This window comes from Sporomusa aerivorans (assembly GCF_041428895.1).
In the GTDB taxonomy this organism is placed as follows: domain Bacteria; phylum Bacillota; class Negativicutes; order Sporomusales; family Sporomusaceae; genus Sporomusa; species Sporomusa aerivorans.
On sequence record NZ_CP156926.1, the window covers coordinates 2,092,151 to 2,107,532 of the forward strand.

Sequence of the window (15,382 nt, forward strand, 5' to 3'; positions counted from 1 at the left end):
ATTTCTATGGATAACAAGCTCTCGCAGAAACTGAGCAGGGAAATCTCCCTGTTCCCCGCCACGATGATGGTTGTAGCGGTAGTTATCGGAAGCGGCGTGTTCTTTAAGCCATCGTCCGTATTCGGCGGAATTAATGCGCCGGGGCTGGGCATTGTAGCATGGATTCTAGGCGGCATAATTACCCTGGCAGGTGCCCTGAGCATCGCGGAGCTTGGAACTGCCATGCCGCAAACAGGCGGTTTGATGGTATATCTCAACAGGCTGTTCGGGGAAAAGCTTGGCTTTCTGTTTGGATGGTCGCAAGTGTTGATTTACTTCCCTGCTATGGATGCCGCTCTGGCGGTTGCCTTCGCGTCGCAGTGCACCGCCTTCTGGCCGCTCACCGATGTTCAGCAAAAGCTTGTCTCGGTTGGAATGCTGGTAGTATTGGGCCTTATCAACCTGCTTCCCACCAAGGTAGGGGCGAAATTTGCATCCGTGGTAACCATTGCTAAGCTTATCCCGATAGCGGTTATAATCGTCGCAGGCCTCACCCTGGGTCAGGCTCACACCTTTACACCCATGGTATCCTCTGGAACTACAGCCAGCGGCTTTGGTGCTGCCATGCTTGGTGTCCTGTTTGCATACGAAGGCTGGATTGCCGTGTGCAATCTGGGCGGTGAAATACAGAATCCTGCCAAAAACTTTCCCAAGGCGATTCTGTTCGGTCTGCTGATCATCACCGTGGTCTACCTCGGCGTAAATATTGCCGTGCTTAATACCATGTCTTTGGATGCCATTCTCGCATCTAAAAAGGTGGTCTCTGATGCGGCGGAAATTCTTCTGGGTACTGCCGGTGCCCGTCTCATCGCCATTGGCATTCTGGTTTCTATCTTTGGCTGCCTTAGTCCTTTCATCCTTGCTGGCGGACGTCTTCCCTACTCTATGGCCATGGAGGGAAATTTTATTTTCCGGTCATTCTTCTCAAAGCTCAACGGAAATGGCTCACCCGCCAATGCAATCTTTATTCAAATTGTTCTTGCAGCGCTTTATATCCTAACAGGAACTTTTGATACGCTTACAAATTTGCTTGTTTTCGTAACCTGGGGCTTCATTTCCGTCGGCATAGCCGGTGTATTCGTAATGCGCAAAAAGCACTCTGAGCTTGTGAAAGAAGACGGGTATCGAGTTCCCTTATTCCCCGTCGTTCCGATCATAGGGATTATCGGCGCTCTTTACATTTGCTTCAATACTATTGTAACCACAACAGGTTTTGCAATTTTTGGTGTGCTTGTTACTCTCATTGGACTGCCTGTGTATTCTCTAATTCAAAAGCGCAACGCAAATACACAGTAATCTCCGTACGAGATTGCCTCAGAGAAATCGGCAAATTGGCGGCGTAAGCCGCAAGCTTTATGAAAATCGAGCTATTCCATTATGTCGATGTGCATGTGGGCTGACAGCTTTTCAGCCATTTTTAGCTGGCCAGAAAAAGTTTCTAGGTTTGCTAGTAGGATAGTAAATACACGCCAGCAGCAATATTAACAGCGAAACAATGGGGTTGCTATCAATTGTGGGTTTTGGTAGCAACCCTATTCTGTTTTGTGGAGCGGACAGAATATACATTGTCTGCGGTTACACGGATTTGCGGCGAGGAATTGACGGATTAGACAGTATCATCCAGCGGCAATTTCAATTGAATCCCTTCACAGATGGGCGGAGATTATGTTCATGGGATCGTCGTCATTCATTTTCCGCAGATGGTGGATAAGCAGGATGCCAGCTACTTGAGGATGCAGAGGTCACGATAATCATTCGCGTAAGGGTTTACGTCGCTTACGACACTGCGAATGCGCTGGAGAGTAGCTAACAATGAGAACTGTGTCGGGATGCTCCCCAGGAAGCGCTCAATCTGCTGCTCAAGACCATTGCGGAGCTTTTCCAACATCAGATTATCTGGCGCGTCGCCCGTGATATTCAGCGGCCGTTTCTGGATGCGGGAATAGCTGTCCTCCAGAAAGAGATAGAGTACATCGCCCCGTGTGACCGGGAACTCCCATGGTTTCGCCTTTGGCAATGCGGAGGCACAGACACGATTTTCCCACCTTCGGTGCGCCCGCAGGATGTGCAGACTCTGAGGCAGTCCGTTGATGGTGAACCGGACCGGCGACAGCTGCGTGGTCATCAGAGTCTCGCCATAGACTGTTTCCAAGCTTTTTGACATTTTCAAACCTCCCTTCTTTTGATGCTTTTATTGTAGAAATCTTTGCGGCATTGATATGTATATATGGACAGCGGTATTTACTTGCGGGAGTCTGCAGGTGTTGTATGAGTTTTTGATTAGAAAAGCATACGTTTTTCTCAAAAAAATACAGGGCATGTTCATGAAAATCCAACAGTAAAAGAAGGAAAAAAGGGGAAAAATTAAAGCAATGAGGTGAAAATAATGGAAAATCTCATTGCTATTTTGGATAAAATGCCAGACCCCAGGCAAGCCTGGAAGATAAACATAAATTATCGGATATTTTACTAATAAGCCTGTTAGCAGTCACTTGCAACGCCAACAGTGCAGTGGAAATTCACGATTTTGCTATAGCAAGAAAACAGTGGTTGGAAACATTGCTCTCATTGGAACAGGGTATTCCAAGCCGCTTGACCTTGCTAGAGCCTTGCAAATTATCAAACCCAAAGCTTTTGCTACCTTGTTTTCCCAAATCATGGCCAATGTCGAAATAATTAGTAAAAAACGCGTAGTTGCCTTAGATGGGAAAGCGCTTGCGGGCACTTATCATAAGGAAGAAAGAAAAGGCTTGATCTATATGGTAGGCGCGTGGTGTAGTGAAAACAAAATTTCTTTGGCACAGATAAATACTCAGGCCAAAAGCAATGAAATCACTGCTATTCCAGAATTGTTGGACTTAAAAGGCGCCATCGTTACGATGGACGCGATGGGATGCCAAAAAGATCTGGTAAAAAAGATTGTAAAAGAAAAGAAGGCTGACTATCTTATCGGGCTCAGAGCAAATCAAGGAACCATGCACCGAGAGTTTCTTGAATATGCTCAAGCTTCCAGGTCTCACTGGGGTATCGAAAATAACTTGCATTGGGTTTTGGATGTTGGCTTTCGCGAAGATCAATGGCTAACACGTCTGCAGCTTGAGGCAGCAAACTTGTCGTAACTTCGAAGGCTGTCAATTTATTAAAATTGGATACAGAATCTATGATGTCCATTCAAAGAAAACGATATCGCTGTTCTTTGGATATAGACTATATGGAATCCGTTCTCTTTAATCCTTGGATTTTTTCATGAACACGCCCTGTTAGGAAAAGAGGGTTACCGCAAAGCAGTAATTAAAAGTTACCTGCTTATATACAAAGTCAATGAAGTTTCCCAAACCGTTAGCATTATGCGCTTTTTCTACAGTGCGCAGGATTATTCGAAGTTAATATAATTTGGCATATGCTGTCAGGCATCAAGTTATTTTGGATTGTGTAGTAAAACTATAAAATTCGTTATTGCCGCCGATAATAATCTGATCAAGAATACTGATACCCAGTATTTCACCGGCTTCTCTAAACTTTTTCAGCAATTCAACATCTTCACGGCTTGGCTGGGGATCGCCGCTGGGATGGTTGTGGCCGATAATGACAGCCGCGGCGTTGTGAAACAAAGCCTTTTTAAAGAGTTCACGGGGATGGGCCAGCGAGGCGTTGAGAGTACCATGCGATATTTCGGCGGCACCGATGATTTTATTCTTCGTATTTAAGAATAAAGCGCAGAACATCTCTTCGGCAGCGTTTTCAAGTTCAAAAATGACTTGAAAGGCGTCGGCCGCATTGATTGGCGATTGAATGAAGGGTTCTAGGAAATACCGTTTTTTTTCTTCTTTTACAATCGCAAGTTTTTGAAAGGTTATGAGCATACTGAATCCTCCTTATGCTTGAAAATGAAAAAGGGACTGGAAAGGGAGAAATAACCCCTTTGCCAGTCCTTCTCTTTTGCCGCTACTGTGCGCGGCATAGAAACTTTATACAGCTAGGCAATTTGTTCTTCGTTCGGCGCGTCTGTGCTTAACAGCGCATTCAGTTCAATCAACCGGGCTTCCTTTTCTTTTAACTCCTGTTCTTCTGGGAATGGCTTTTCGAGTTCTTTTTGTGCAGCGGCGATTTGCATATGGATGCCTTGGAGTTTATCTTGCGTTTCGGACAATTTTTTCGAGATATCCGTCAGCAAATGATCCATACGAGTGAAATTACCGGTGGCGCTCGTTCCCATACTGCATTCATGCGTTCGTTTCCCTTTTAACTGGAGTCTAAATTCATTGTCAAAGAGGTCAAAACGCAGAGCCAGCAGAAAACCGCGGTATTGTCCCATCAAGGTTGGTTCGCATTCTTTTTTCTCGCTGGCAAGCAGTTGCAGTTTTTCTCCGGCTGCGTTTTTGTCGGTATAGAATGTATCCAGTAGCTCTATGCCGATGAATGAATCCTTTACGATAGCATGTTGCCGCTCCGTTTCCAGGTTGTCTGTAAGGCGGCGATGGTCTCCTCCGCGTTTTTGAGCTGTGCCGGGTAATTTTTCGAGAGCTTGTCTTCCAACTGATACCGTTTGGATTTATCATCTGCCGCCAGCAGCCGCAAGCGGGCCACTTCGATATCCAGGTTCATTTTTTCTTTTATGAGTGGATTGCCCGCGCAGAGTGCCTTGATTTCCGCATAGGAGAGCACTTCATCGTCAACATCTTCACAAGACCGGACGGGAGCTTTGCTGGTCATGATTTGGCTAATGAATTTTTGCTTGTTCTCGATAGTTTGGTACAGGTAACTGTCAAAGGTAGCTTCTGTTACATACCTGAAAATATGAACTGCCTCATTTTGGTTCCCCTGCCGGACAATTCGGCCGGCCCGCTGCTCCAGGTCACCGGGGCGCCACGGACAATCCAGGTCATGATTGGCGATCAGCCGGTCCTGGACATTCGTACCGGCGCCCATTTTTTGCGTACTGCCAAAGAGCACGCGTACCTTGCCGGCCCGCACTTTGGCAAACAGGTCCTTTTTCTGCTGGTCAGTGTCCGCATCGTGGATAAAGCTGATTTCCTCGCGGGGAATGCCCAGCCGGACGAGCTTTTCCCGCATGTCGCAGTAAATACTAAAGCTGCCGTCCGCTTTCGGCGTGGACAGGTCGCAAAACACCAGTTGCGTTAGTTTTTGCGGCTTTCCGTCAAGCCAGAATTTCAGGATGTTCTGGATGCACTGATTGACTTTGCTGTCAGGGTCGTCAGGCAGAGCCGGGTTAATCAGGCGCTGATCGAGTCCCAATTTTCTGCCGTCGCCGGTGATTTTAAGCATATTGTCTTCATGGGGCTTAACCAGTTGTTTGTGTACTCGTTCGGCGCGTTTTGAAAGGGCGTCGACCATATCCTTTTGATAGCTGCTCGGTTTGGCCACAACCGTCTCGTAAATGCTTTCCGGGACAGGAAGCTTCAGCATATCGGCGGTCTGTATATCCGCCGCTTCCCGAAATACGTTCATAAGTTCCGGTAAATTAAAGAACCTGGCAAAGCGCGTGCGGGCGCGGTAGCCTTTTCCCTCTGGAGCGAGCTCAATTACCGTAACTGTTTCGCCAAAAGTTGCCGCCCAGGAGTCGAAGTGGCTCAGCCCCATTTCCTCCAGCCGTCTGTATAAGAGATAGCGCTTCATCGTGTACAGCTCGGTCATGGAGTTGGACACCGGCGTGCCGGTTGCGAATACGATGCCTTTATTATCCGTGATTTCATCGATGTAGCGGCATTTGGCGAACATATCCGAAGATTTCTGCGCATCGGTCGTGGAAAGACCGGCCACATTGTGCATTTTGGTGTAAATGAAGAGATTTTTAAAGGAGTGTGCCTCATCGACAAATAAGCGATCTACGCCCAACTGCTCAAAGGTCACGACATCATCCTTGCGCTCGGTTTTAAGTTGTGTTTCCAGGCGGACTTCAAGCTGCTTTTTAATCTTTTCCATTTGCTTGATGCTAAAGGATTGGCCGTTTTCGCTTTTCAACTCTTCCAGGCTGTCGGTGATATCGTCAATTTGGCTTTGGATCAGCTCTGCCCGGCGTTCCGGGGAAATCGGAATCTTTTCGAACTGCGAATGACCGATGATAATCGCGTCAAAGGTGCCGGTGGCAATCTTCGAGCAGAACCGTTTCCGGTGGGCTTTTTCAAAATCTTTTTTGCGAGTAACCAGCAGATTGGCTGCCGGGTACAGCCGCAAAAATTCAACGGCCCATTGCTCTACCAGATGATTGGGGACCACGACAATAGATTTCGTACAAAGGCCCAGCCACTTGGATTCCATTACCGCCACCGCCATCGTAAAGGTCTTGCCGGCGCCGACTTTATGGGCCAGCAGAACGTTATTTCCGTACAATATGTGGGCAATGGCATCCTTCTGATGCTTGCGAAGTGTAATCGCCGGACTCATACCCGGAAACACCAGGTGGCTGCCGTCATAAACGCGCGGCCGTGTGGAATTAAACCGTTCATTGTATAACGAAACCAGTGTATGACGCCGTTCGGCATCCTGGAAAATCCAGTCGCGAAAAGCACGTTTGATGGCTTCCTGTTTTTGGACGGCCAGGGTAGTTGCCTGTTGATTTAGTACCCGCTTTTCCTGGCCGTTCTCCATGACAGTGTCATAGATCCGTATATCTCTGAGATTCAAGGCTTCTTCCAAGAGCTGATAGGCATTGCTGCGCCTGGTGCCATACGTCGTATAGGCTGCGACATCATCCCCTGACACTTGGGTCTTAGCGGAAATGTTCCATTCGGATGTATAGGCTACATATTCCACCTGGATGAGCCGGCGGAGGTTGGTTGGGGTTTGAAAAGTTTCATACATAAACGCCTGGATATACTTTATATCAATCCATACCGCGCCTAACCGGACGTCAATTTCCGGGGCCGTGAGCTTTTTCGGTTGTACCTGTTGTAAGGCTTCCACATGGGAGGCGTAATCCGGGTCAGTTTCGGCCAACTGCTCGACCAGGCGAAGCTTGGTACGGACATTGCCTGACAAATACTCATCCGCCGTCTGCCAGCTTTTCGCCGTCGGGTCAAAAAAAAGCGTTCCCTGCAATTCGTCAGTGATCGCCTTGTCGCCTTCTTCATTCGGTTCCTTGCCAAGCAGGGATGCCATAAAGTGTAGATCCACTCGGCCTTTTTCATTCATCGATACGGTGAGGGCCTCACTGGCCGTTTCCACCTGCGTCACCGGCTGGTGGGGAGCGATAGTCCGCTTGGTGAAAATATCCGCCTTGCGCTCCATGTTGCCGTCTTCGTCGAGTATTTCGAGTGAGCAAAGCAGATAATAGGAGCTATCCTCGGCAAAAGCAAGCTTGTTGGCGCGGCTGTTGATCAAGCCATAGGTGCGGACAAAAGCATCATAGCGTTGGGATAATAACACCTGCTTGGCTTGAATCAAAGCCGCATCCAGCGAGTGCATCTGCACAAATAACAGGTCATAGACAATATCCCGCAGGGTAATCAGCGCCGCGATCCGGCGGTAGGCGCCGTCTGAGACCTCCTGCAAGACAAGCTCGTTATCCTCGCAGTAATACAGGTGCTTGTCCTGGATTATGTAGGAAAAATTTCGGATGTCATCCGGAGCGTTCAGCGTTTTAGGGACAGCTTCCTCCTCATGATCAAACAGGTCGGCCGAAGTTGCCGGCTGCTGCGAGGGCAGTTCTATAGATAGAGTGGTTTCTTTCCTCACGGGCGGTGTAACGCTATCCGGCGCCGACATCGTCAACTCGATTGCAGGTTCAAGGATAAGCGGACTGTCAAACAGAGAGGTTGTCTGAGGTTCGGGGCAACTGTCCGGAGGTCTGTCCTGGATAGGAGCGGGGGATTGCTTAGATATTTCGATAGCTTGATTCTGGGGTGGGCAGACCTGCCAGCTTTCCATGACGTTGGCTAACAGCAAGGTCAGTTCTTCTTTCTTGGGCATGCAGGTGCTGCCGCCGGAAAAGCGGTGGTTGCTCTTGGTGAGCGTACCTAAAATATGGTCAGGATGATCAAGATAATAGCGGTTGATTTCAATTCCGTCCGCTGTTTCACCCAGCTCCAGCCAATCCGGCTCGGGAGCCGCCGCTGTTTTCTGGAAAAACAAAATATCCATGGGCACATTGGTGCCAGCCTGGAGAAAGGCCGTGTCCGGCAGGCGAATAGCGCTCAGCAACTGCGCGCGCTTGGCCAGGTATTCACGGAAAGCAGAACCTTTTTTATCCAGGAAAAATTTGCTGGTGATCAGGGCCAGCAGCGCGCCGTCTTTCAATACATCCAATGATTTTGCGAAGAAATACTCATGGATGGACAATTTATCCTTGTAGGTTGGGTCATAAACAGGAAAATTCCCGAATGGTACATTTCCGATTACTAGATCGAAAGTGTCATTCGGGAATTTTGCTTTTTCGAAGCCGATGGTTTGAATCGCTGCCGCCGGATACAACTGTTTGGCGATATGGGCGGTAAGCTCATCGATTTCTATGCCGTAAAAACTAGAAGTCTGTTTCAGTGCTGCTGGCACTGCACCGATGAAGTTGCCAATGCCGCAGGAAGGTTCCAGAATCTTACCGCCTTGAAACCCGAGCCGGCGGACGCCGTCATACATGGCCTGGATAATCGCCAGCGGCGTGTAGAACGCCGTTAGAATGGAAGCGCGGGCCGACCGGTACTCTTTTTCCGTCAATAGATCATGAACTTCCTGATATTCCTTTTTCCAGGTCAGATTATCCGGCGCAAAAACCTGGGAAAGTCCGCCCCAGCCGGCGTACCCGGCTAAAATATCCTGTTCTTCCCGGGTTGCCTGCCGATTCGCTGCTTCCAACTGCTTCAAGAGCGTTAAGGCGCTTACTGTACGTTGATAGCGGGCCTTCGCCCCTGACGGATAACTTTTCACTGTTAAATCAAAATTCTCGCCGGAAGCGGCAGGCAGGGGCAGTGCCGGTGCAGCCACTTCCACTGGCCGCGGCTGCGGGGACTTCGCCTGATCTACTGGCGTTTGCGCACCGGTTTCCGCTTCCGGCGGGGGCGTTTCGGGTTTCGCCACAACATGAAGTTGTACCGGTGATGCCTCAACCGGTTTCACCGGCGGCGTTTTAATGGCGCTTTCGATGGCGCGCAGCAGGTTGGCCGTACAATGACTGACAGCTTCGGCGATACGTAAGATGCTGTCCTTTGTGGAAACAGCGGGCAGCAGTGTTTCGTACTCGGCCAGCGATACGGCAGGTTCTATCTGACAGCGGGCAAATATGGCGTAACAGGTACTGTCAACGATAAACTTTCGCAGGCGGCATTCCAGTTCTTGCTCATCGCCCTGGTTGAGAGCGTCGGCCGACGGCATGGCAAGCAGGTTCTTTTTGTTGGCTACATTGCCATGCAGTTGCGCGGCGATAGCTGAAATCAACGACAGAAGGTCGGTTTCTGTACAGTTATATAGGTCTTTCAGCGCCTGGCAAACCGCCTGTTCACTGCTTTCTTCCAAAGTCCATAATAGAACCAGCGGGGCATCAGCATCTTTCTGAATGTAAGTATCGTTAAGATCAAAGACATACTTGATTTTCTGCCAGCGTCCATCATGGAAAAATAAAGCGATGCCTTTGGCCCCGCGTTTGATTCGCCGGTGAAAGCGGCGATTCCAGAGCTCCAATTCGGCGCAGGCTTGGGCCTGCGGGCGCTGCGCATGGATCATGAGCTGGTCGGTGTACGGATATTTGTACATTCTGCCGACTGTCCCCAAAAAAGCTTTCCAAGCCGCCATGTTAGCTGTAATCTGCTGTAGTACTTGATCTTCCAATTCTTGGCGCGTTTCCGCCAATTGAGCCATTTTTTCATCCGTCCTTTCTGCCTTTGGGTGCTGGTTTATGGCGAAAAAAAACCATTCTCCATAGCCGAAAGCAAGGAGTAAAGCGCAAGCGTACCTTGCTTTCGGCTGTGGGGAGTGGTAAAGTGAGCGCTAAACCAGTACCGCGAATGCAGCTTGATCATCCTGTCGACTTGCTTCCAAGCCAACGCCGACTGTAGCCGATATTTTGATACCACCACGGGCACATCATTTTTTACCAAGATATAATGATTATAGATTGATCTTAGATTGATTTTATATTGACTAGCCGGGTATAATATAGGTAGAACTCTAACATAAAGAGGTGCAGAAATATGAAAGCGATCATTCGTCCCATGACGGATTTGGCCAAAAAGATGGACGAAATTGAACATTTTTGTATTACCGAAAGCCTGCCGGTATACATCACAAAAAAAGGCACTGGCAGGCTGGTTGTCCTTGGCCACGAAAATTATGAAAATCTAATGTCTGAACTCGAAAAGTTTAAAGAAGAAAATGAATTGTATAAATCTCTTATTCAAGCGGCAGGCGAGAGCCGTAGAGGTGAAAGTCGGGATGTTAACGATGTCTTGGACGAAATAGACGCTGAATTAAGGGAGCGGGAAGATGACGACAGGCAAACCGAGCGGAAAATATCAGGTTAAAATCGTACCTACGGCCCAGAAGGACCTCCGGGACGCAGCCCTGTATATAGCTCAAGATAGTCCTGCGAATGCCCGAAAATTTGTCGCCGACGTAAGGGCTAGGATAAACAATGTTTTAGCGAACAGTCCCAATATCTGTTTACCGCCTAGAGCGTATCCTTTTTTAGCGGAACAGAGATACCTACGGTTTTCGGTACACACAAACTATTCAGCCCTATGGGTCTGGAACGGGCCAGTTATCGAGATACATCGTATTTTACACAACAAAAGAAACTGGACGCTGATCATGGGTGGCCCTGAAGACATGGAAGAAACAGAACCCTCCGAATAATACGGAGGGTTTCAGTCCTTCATGCACTGTTTGTACTGCTCCTGCCGCTATTGTAAGCTTTGTGCACTACGTCCTGGCGGGCCTAGCAGCCTAAACATTGCCGGGTTTTTCGTAGATTGTGAGATGCTGGTCTTGCTGGTTATAGATCATTTTTACAGAAAACCGGTAATATTTTGGAATAGCGTCAACAACCTTGCCGTAATCATACTGCCAATCAACGCCTTGTTGCCGAAAGTACAAGTCAATTTCCGAAGCAGTCCCTTCGGTAAGCTCTTTTGCCGCGTCCTCCAGAAAGAACAGAATACCGATAGCGTTAATATCGGTATTCTGACTGTTTTCCGCAGCAGGTATTCCTTTATAGCCCAATTAAACGTTTCTCCAGGCTCAATGATACTCGGAAAGTTGACTTTGTTCATTGTAACCTCGTTCAGACGTAACCCATTAGTGTATGCCATACCAACGCCTTGTCCAAGTTGGCCAATCCATACGCCGTTTTTAGGTGTTAGACACTCCAGCATGTAGAACTTGCAGTCATTGACTATGGGTAAATCTATTTTGGTATACCCGTTTTCCTGCAGGTGCCTGATAAGTTCATCCCGGGACATTTCTTTTTGAAATTCCAGCATGAAAACCACTCCTCTTTATTAATTTTATTTCCATTCTGTTTTCTTGTTTTGGGCTATTACGCCGGCTTGACAGGCTGTTTCATGCCGGTTTTTTCCCTGCGTCTGCGTACGACCAGAGCACGGCGCTGCTCCGCCTGGATATGCCGATTGATTTCCTCTTGGGAATATGCAAGCGCCGCGCCATACTGCTCAACCAGCAGGCGATATTTTCGCGCTAGATTTCGATTACGCGCATAAAGGGAGCAGCGATAGAGCAGGATATGCCAAGCGTAATCAAGTTCAGCCGCGTTCTTTCTCAAAGTAAATTCCTCCTTTACACCTAACTCGTTCAGTTGAAGGGTTGAAAACGAAAAAAGCACCGAGTTTTCGGTACTTTTTGACGCCCATTTTAGCTGTAAAATTAGCAGGATTTAGCGGTTAACCGCCGTAGGGGCTTTGCCAGCTTCGATAACGGTCGCCAATCTTCTTGGCTCAGTTGTAGCGGCACATTTCCTATTCCCCAGAGTTCCCGTGAGAGCAATCTGATCCGGAGAAACGGCAGTAATGACAGTTCCGGAGACTATTTTTCCGTTTAGTTTAACGCGGCCTAACTTTTGACCGACAAAGTATCGATACTGTTCGATTGCTTCTCGGTTATCTTTCATGCTACGGCGCGCTTCCACCACTTTACGCGCATGGTAAACTTCGTAGCCAAAACATCCTCCATGTACAGCATTCTCCGGTTTCTGGAACTGTGCTGACCGCTGTTCGGCCGTAATTTCAAGCTCCTTCGCTACAAATTCATCTACATCACTATTGTAGAACAACCCAAGATCAAGAGCTTTCGATACGGCAGCCATAAGGCGTTCTTCCTGAGCAGTAAAGACATATGTTTCTGGGTCCTTACCTGTCCATCTTGTAAATATCGAGTGGGACGAGCAATCGAGAGTAAATGGCTCATCGCTTTTCGTCATCATAAGCCGCCTTCCTTTATTTTAAATTGAGAATGGGTTACCTTTACACCGCCCGTTTTCTCCGTTTTTTCGTCAGGCGGTTTTGCTTGAACTCGTCTAAAAACGCATGAATCTCTTTGGTAGGGTCGCAGTTGTCCCACCCGCGGCATTGCAAGATTTCGCCGTCATAAAGTTCCATGGTGTAATAGGAAGCAGCAGGCTCCGCCGCTTTTCGTAAAAAGACAATGTCCGTGAACCCGTTTGCAAAGCTGGAGATGTAATCGCCGACACAGTGGATTAGGTCGCGCCCTTCGGCAATGAGGTCGCCGGAATTTTGGGGAACGACGACGCAAAAGTTTTTCGTGGCATACTCGTATTTCTCGACTAATTGGGGATACCGCTCGCTAATTTTTTGATCAAGCAGCCGGTCTCTTCTGTGCTCGATTCGCAGGTGGTTTTGGAGATGCTTTTCCGCTAGCTTGTTTGGATACAAAATTTCTTTGCAGGACATATCGTAGCCGAGCTGCTGGCATTCTCGCAGATAGTCCAGATAATCGCGAAAAAAATACGCAGCGAGTTCACCGCGTTTTTCCAAGCGTTTCTGGTAAGCCAGAAGTTTATCAAAGGGAACAAATTCCCTTAAATTTTTGAGAATTAAGGTTTCAGTGAGCCAGCCATAGGCGTCCAAGTCCGGCAGTAAAATCTGGCAGCCGCTTTTTCTAAGCTTAATCCAGTGCACCAGTTTTCCCCCGGATACATTCGCTTTGTCGGCATGCCTGAGTTCTAGCTTTGTCGGTTGAAAGCCCAGCACTTTTCTGAGTGACTTGCCGTTCCAATTTAAAACACCGCGAGCGGCCGGATGCTTGCCCAGATAAGATTTTACCAAAGCGCTAATATTCTACTTGCGGATGTTTGGCGAACAGGGCGAAGTAACGCAGGATTTGTTCATTCATATCGGTGTAGTCTTCCCAGGCGCTATATTGATACGGGGTGTGAGGGAGCGCCCGTGCGAGACTAGCCATATTTACAGCTAGCTTGCCTTGCCAGCCATAGTATAAACCACCGCTCGGATGCTTGGTATAGATACTTTGGGTCAAGACATATTGGCGGTAGTAGGGGTCGACATACATCATCTTAGCGCCCTGGCGGGAAAACACATAGTAGCAGGAGGGGGAGTATTTTATCGCGCCGGGATTGCTGTCTAAGAAACGAGAGACATAGAAGGTCTGGCAGGTAATCATCTGCTTATTTTTCACAGAACGCGCAAAATGGTACACATACGCCTCGTCGACGATATTTTTTATCCCACGCCAGACATGCTTTAGGGTGACTTCCCTGCGGCAGCGCGGGCAGGTTGTTTTCGCATTGTGCTTCAGAGACGAACGGTCCTTGAGTGGAACATCCTTTTCGCAGAACGAACAATAGCCTGTGGTATCGCCCTTTTTCCGGATGAATAAGTACTGTTTACTGAAGGCATTTTTCCGGACGAATTGCTTTAAATCTCTCGTGACCGGCCCTGGGCGGAAATGAGATAAGATTTGTTCGGCAGTCATGGCTTAAGCCTCCCCCCCAAACAGATCGATTTGGTTGAGCTGGCCAGCCGGCTTATTTGCCGCTGCCGGTATGGGAGTGCTTTTGGGAACGGCAGGCGCGTTCGGGCGCTTTGCCGCCGCGGGAATGGGACGTTTGGGTTTTTCATCCGGATCAAAGTCAAAGGGTTCGCCCCAAAAGCCGTAAAATCTGCCGATAATATCTTGGGCTTCGTCTGGCGCAATACATACGCAGGTAGTACCCCCGCGGTTTTTTTGCGCGAGATGCCGCATGACTTTGTAGGCGCGCTCTAGCGTGTGTTTTTCTTCCAAAACCTTTTCCACGTAGCTATCATCTTCCAATAGCAGTGCGCGCACAATCTGATTGATGGCGAACAGATAGCCTCGATCATCGGCTGCTGTCGCCAGCTCCGCATCGAGTTTTTGGATGGCCTGTTCCATGATGTCCATATCCTTACCTCCATTTATTGCAATAGAATAACTACCGGCAGGATAAGCCGGTAGTTTACGTTTCTAAAGAAAAAAACAGCGCTTGACGTTATTTTTGCGTCAAGCGCTGTTCTTGCGTATAGCGTTTAAACCGAACCAATCACTTCCACAGTAAAATTGTCTGTTTCGTAACTATCGCCAACACTTGCCACCTCCGACCAGCTGGATACTTCGATTGCCACACTTTCATCCTTCGTTATTTTATAGATCAAATCAAACACCATAATGTGCAGCGTAACGATTTGTATAAGACGGTTATTGAGAGCATTGTTTACCTGCGTGAGGGAAACACTATCTACGTAAAAATTAATTTTAGGTAAAGGGGGTGGTCGCGCATGTTATCAGAAAAGAAAATACCCAATAGATTGGTAAACGAGAAATCGCCTTATCTAATGCAACACGCTTATAATCCTGTGGATTGGTACCCGTGGGGCTCAGACGCCTTTGCAAAAGCAAAGGCCGAAGATAAGCCGATATTCCTTTCTATTGGGTATAGCTGACGACTTGCATTGATGAACTTGTCACTGGTGCCATGTACATTAAAGCAACATGTTCGGTTTAAGATTAGTCGGGGAGAATAGTATCATTGGTAACGGTGAAATATAACCCCAACTCTTTGCAAAATGCGGGTATATACTATTGATAATCTGTCTGATTATCAGGTCTACCAAAAGTGTATCTTACGGAGGAAGGGGTGTCGACAGCCCCTGCCCTTGACACATAAATCTGCAAAAAATTGACAAATGGTATTCTTTTGTGCTACAATAGCACACATATTTAATAAGATCAAAACTGTGATAGAGAGAGTATCTGTTAATGAACCCGAGCAGAGATTGGATGTCACCGGCTGAAAGCATCCTTTCGGAGTTAATAGAGAAGACCACTCTTGAGTTGCGTGCTGAACGGAAATGGTTTTTTCATTTTTAATTAAGCATAGCCGCACACC

General features: G+C 47.9%; 15 protein-coding genes and 2 pseudogenes. 7 read left to right on the plus strand and 10 right to left on the minus strand.

Features of this window, described 5'->3' with window-relative positions:
* The first annotated feature begins 6 nt into the window (after positions 1-6).
* Positions 7-1,335 carry an APC family permease gene (locus SATMO3_RS09545; RefSeq protein WP_371380395.1) on the plus strand — a complete coding sequence of 443 codons (1,329 nt, stop codon included), beginning with the start codon at positions 7-9 and terminating at the stop codon, positions 1,333-1,335.
* 199 nt (positions 1,336-1,534) lie between these two features.
* Positions 1,535-1,750, plus strand: coding sequence for an IS66 family insertion sequence element accessory protein TnpB (gene tnpB / locus SATMO3_RS09550; protein ID WP_371380396.1), 216 nt, complete (start codon positions 1,535-1,537; stop codon positions 1,748-1,750).
* A 12-nt stretch (positions 1,751-1,762) separates the two neighbouring features.
* Here the strand turns inward: tnpB and SATMO3_RS09555 are convergent, their stop codons facing one another.
* Positions 1,763-2,203 (minus strand): hypothetical protein, encoded by a 441-nt coding sequence (locus SATMO3_RS09555; protein WP_371380398.1) that lies wholly within the window; start codon positions 2,201-2,203, stop codon positions 1,763-1,765.
* A 272-nt stretch (positions 2,204-2,475) separates the two neighbouring features.
* On the opposite strand from SATMO3_RS09555, the pseudogene SATMO3_RS09560 reads away from it, so the two are divergent.
* Both SATMO3_RS09560 and SATMO3_RS09565 read left to right on the plus strand, forming a co-directional pair.
* Positions 2,476-2,628: pseudogene (locus SATMO3_RS09560) on the plus strand (transposase family protein); the annotation flags it as partial.
* Positions 2,556-3,158: pseudogene (locus SATMO3_RS09565) on the plus strand (ISAs1 family transposase); the annotation flags it as partial. The pseudogenes SATMO3_RS09560 and SATMO3_RS09565, both read left to right, overlap by 73 nt.
* 294 nt (positions 3,159-3,452) lie before the next feature.
* Here SATMO3_RS09565 and SATMO3_RS09570 read toward each other — a convergent pair.
* From SATMO3_RS09570 to SATMO3_RS09580, 3 genes are all read right to left on the minus strand, one after another.
* Positions 3,453-3,902: a RadC family protein gene (locus SATMO3_RS09570; protein ID WP_371380400.1), complete on the minus strand. Its 450-nt coding sequence runs from the start codon at positions 3,900-3,902 to the stop codon at positions 3,453-3,455.
* 113 nt (positions 3,903-4,015) lie between these two features.
* On the minus strand, positions 4,016-4,357 hold the full coding sequence (locus tag SATMO3_RS09575; protein ID WP_371380402.1) for a hypothetical protein: 342 nt from the start codon (positions 4,355-4,357) through the stop codon (positions 4,016-4,018).
* A 110-nt stretch (positions 4,358-4,467) separates the two neighbouring features.
* On the minus strand, positions 4,468-9,846 hold the full coding sequence (locus SATMO3_RS09580; RefSeq protein ID WP_371380404.1) for an SNF2-related protein: 5,379 nt from the start codon (positions 9,844-9,846) through the stop codon (positions 4,468-4,470).
* A 332-nt stretch (positions 9,847-10,178) separates the two neighbouring features.
* On the opposite strand from SATMO3_RS09580, the gene SATMO3_RS09585 reads away from it, so the two are divergent.
* Both SATMO3_RS09585 and SATMO3_RS09590 read left to right on the plus strand, forming a co-directional pair.
* On the plus strand, positions 10,179-10,508 hold the full coding sequence (locus SATMO3_RS09585; protein ID WP_371380406.1) for a type II toxin-antitoxin system Phd/YefM family antitoxin: 330 nt from the start codon (positions 10,179-10,181) through the stop codon (positions 10,506-10,508).
* Positions 10,471-10,839, plus strand: coding sequence for a type II toxin-antitoxin system RelE/ParE family toxin (locus SATMO3_RS09590; protein WP_371380407.1), 369 nt, complete (start codon positions 10,471-10,473; stop codon positions 10,837-10,839). Before SATMO3_RS09585 ends, SATMO3_RS09590 begins: the two co-directional genes overlap by 38 nt.
* A 90-nt stretch (positions 10,840-10,929) precedes the next feature.
* Here the strand turns inward: SATMO3_RS09590 and SATMO3_RS09595 are convergent, their stop codons facing one another.
* The 6 genes from SATMO3_RS09595 to SATMO3_RS09620 form a co-directional block, all read right to left on the minus strand.
* Positions 10,930-11,205: a hypothetical protein gene (locus tag SATMO3_RS09595; RefSeq protein WP_371380409.1), complete on the minus strand. Its 276-nt coding sequence runs from the start codon at positions 11,203-11,205 to the stop codon at positions 10,930-10,932.
* Positions 11,206-11,521: 316 nt separating this feature from the next.
* Positions 11,522-11,764, minus strand: coding sequence for a hypothetical protein (locus SATMO3_RS09600; protein ID WP_371380410.1), 243 nt, complete (start codon positions 11,762-11,764; stop codon positions 11,522-11,524).
* A 111-nt stretch (positions 11,765-11,875) separates the two neighbouring features.
* On the minus strand, positions 11,876-12,304 hold the full coding sequence (locus SATMO3_RS09605; RefSeq protein ID WP_371380412.1) for a hypothetical protein: 429 nt from the start codon (positions 12,302-12,304) through the stop codon (positions 11,876-11,878).
* Positions 12,305-12,461: 157 nt separating this feature from the next.
* Positions 12,462-13,283 carry a PcfJ domain-containing protein gene (locus tag SATMO3_RS09610; RefSeq protein ID WP_371380413.1) on the minus strand — a complete coding sequence of 274 codons (822 nt, stop codon included), beginning with the start codon at positions 13,281-13,283 and terminating at the stop codon, positions 12,462-12,464.
* Between the two features lie 4 nt (positions 13,284-13,287).
* Positions 13,288-13,950, minus strand: a complete 663-nt coding sequence (locus SATMO3_RS09615; protein ID WP_371380415.1) for a hypothetical protein — start codon at positions 13,948-13,950, stop codon at positions 13,288-13,290.
* Positions 13,951-13,953: 3 nt separating this feature from the next.
* A complete protein-coding gene (locus tag SATMO3_RS09620; RefSeq protein ID WP_371380416.1) occupies positions 13,954-14,397 on the minus strand; it encodes a hypothetical protein in 444 nt (147 codons plus the stop codon).
* 374 nt (positions 14,398-14,771) lie between these two features.
* On the opposite strand from SATMO3_RS09620, the gene SATMO3_RS09625 reads away from it, so the two are divergent.
* Positions 14,772-14,936, plus strand: coding sequence for a DUF255 domain-containing protein (locus tag SATMO3_RS09625; RefSeq protein ID WP_371380417.1), 165 nt, complete (start codon positions 14,772-14,774; stop codon positions 14,934-14,936).
* Positions 14,937-15,382 lie beyond the last annotated feature (446 nt).

Coding starts and splice junctions, on each gene's coding strand:
- SATMO3_RS09545 (WP_371380395.1), top strand. CDS start 7: ATGGATAACAAGCTCTCGCAGAAACTGAGCAGGGAAATCTCCCTGTTC.
- tnpB (WP_371380396.1), top strand. CDS start 1,535: ATGGGGTTGCTATCAATTGTGGGTTTTGGTAGCAACCCTATTCTGTTT.
- SATMO3_RS09555 (WP_371380398.1), bottom strand. CDS start 2,203: ATGTCAAAAAGCTTGGAAACAGTCTATGGCGAGACTCTGATGACCACG.
- SATMO3_RS09570 (WP_371380400.1), bottom strand. CDS start 3,902: ATGCTCATAACCTTTCAAAAACTTGCGATTGTAAAAGAAGAAAAAAAA.
- SATMO3_RS09580 (WP_371380404.1), bottom strand. CDS start 9,846: ATGGCTCAATTGGCGGAAACGCGCCAAGAATTGGAAGATCAAGTACTA.
- SATMO3_RS09585 (WP_371380406.1), top strand. CDS start 10,179: ATGAAAGCGATCATTCGTCCCATGACGGATTTGGCCAAAAAGATGGAC.
- SATMO3_RS09590 (WP_371380407.1), top strand. CDS start 10,471: ATGACGACAGGCAAACCGAGCGGAAAATATCAGGTTAAAATCGTACCT.
- SATMO3_RS09605 (WP_371380412.1), bottom strand. CDS start 12,304: ATGGCTGCCGTATCGAAAGCTCTTGATCTTGGGTTGTTCTACAATAGT.
- SATMO3_RS09615 (WP_371380415.1), bottom strand. CDS start 13,950: ATGACTGCCGAACAAATCTTATCTCATTTCCGCCCAGGGCCGGTCACG.
- SATMO3_RS09620 (WP_371380416.1), bottom strand. CDS start 14,397: ATGGACATCATGGAACAGGCCATCCAAAAACTCGATGCGGAGCTGGCG.
- SATMO3_RS09625 (WP_371380417.1), top strand. CDS start 14,772: ATGTTATCAGAAAAGAAAATACCCAATAGATTGGTAAACGAGAAATCG.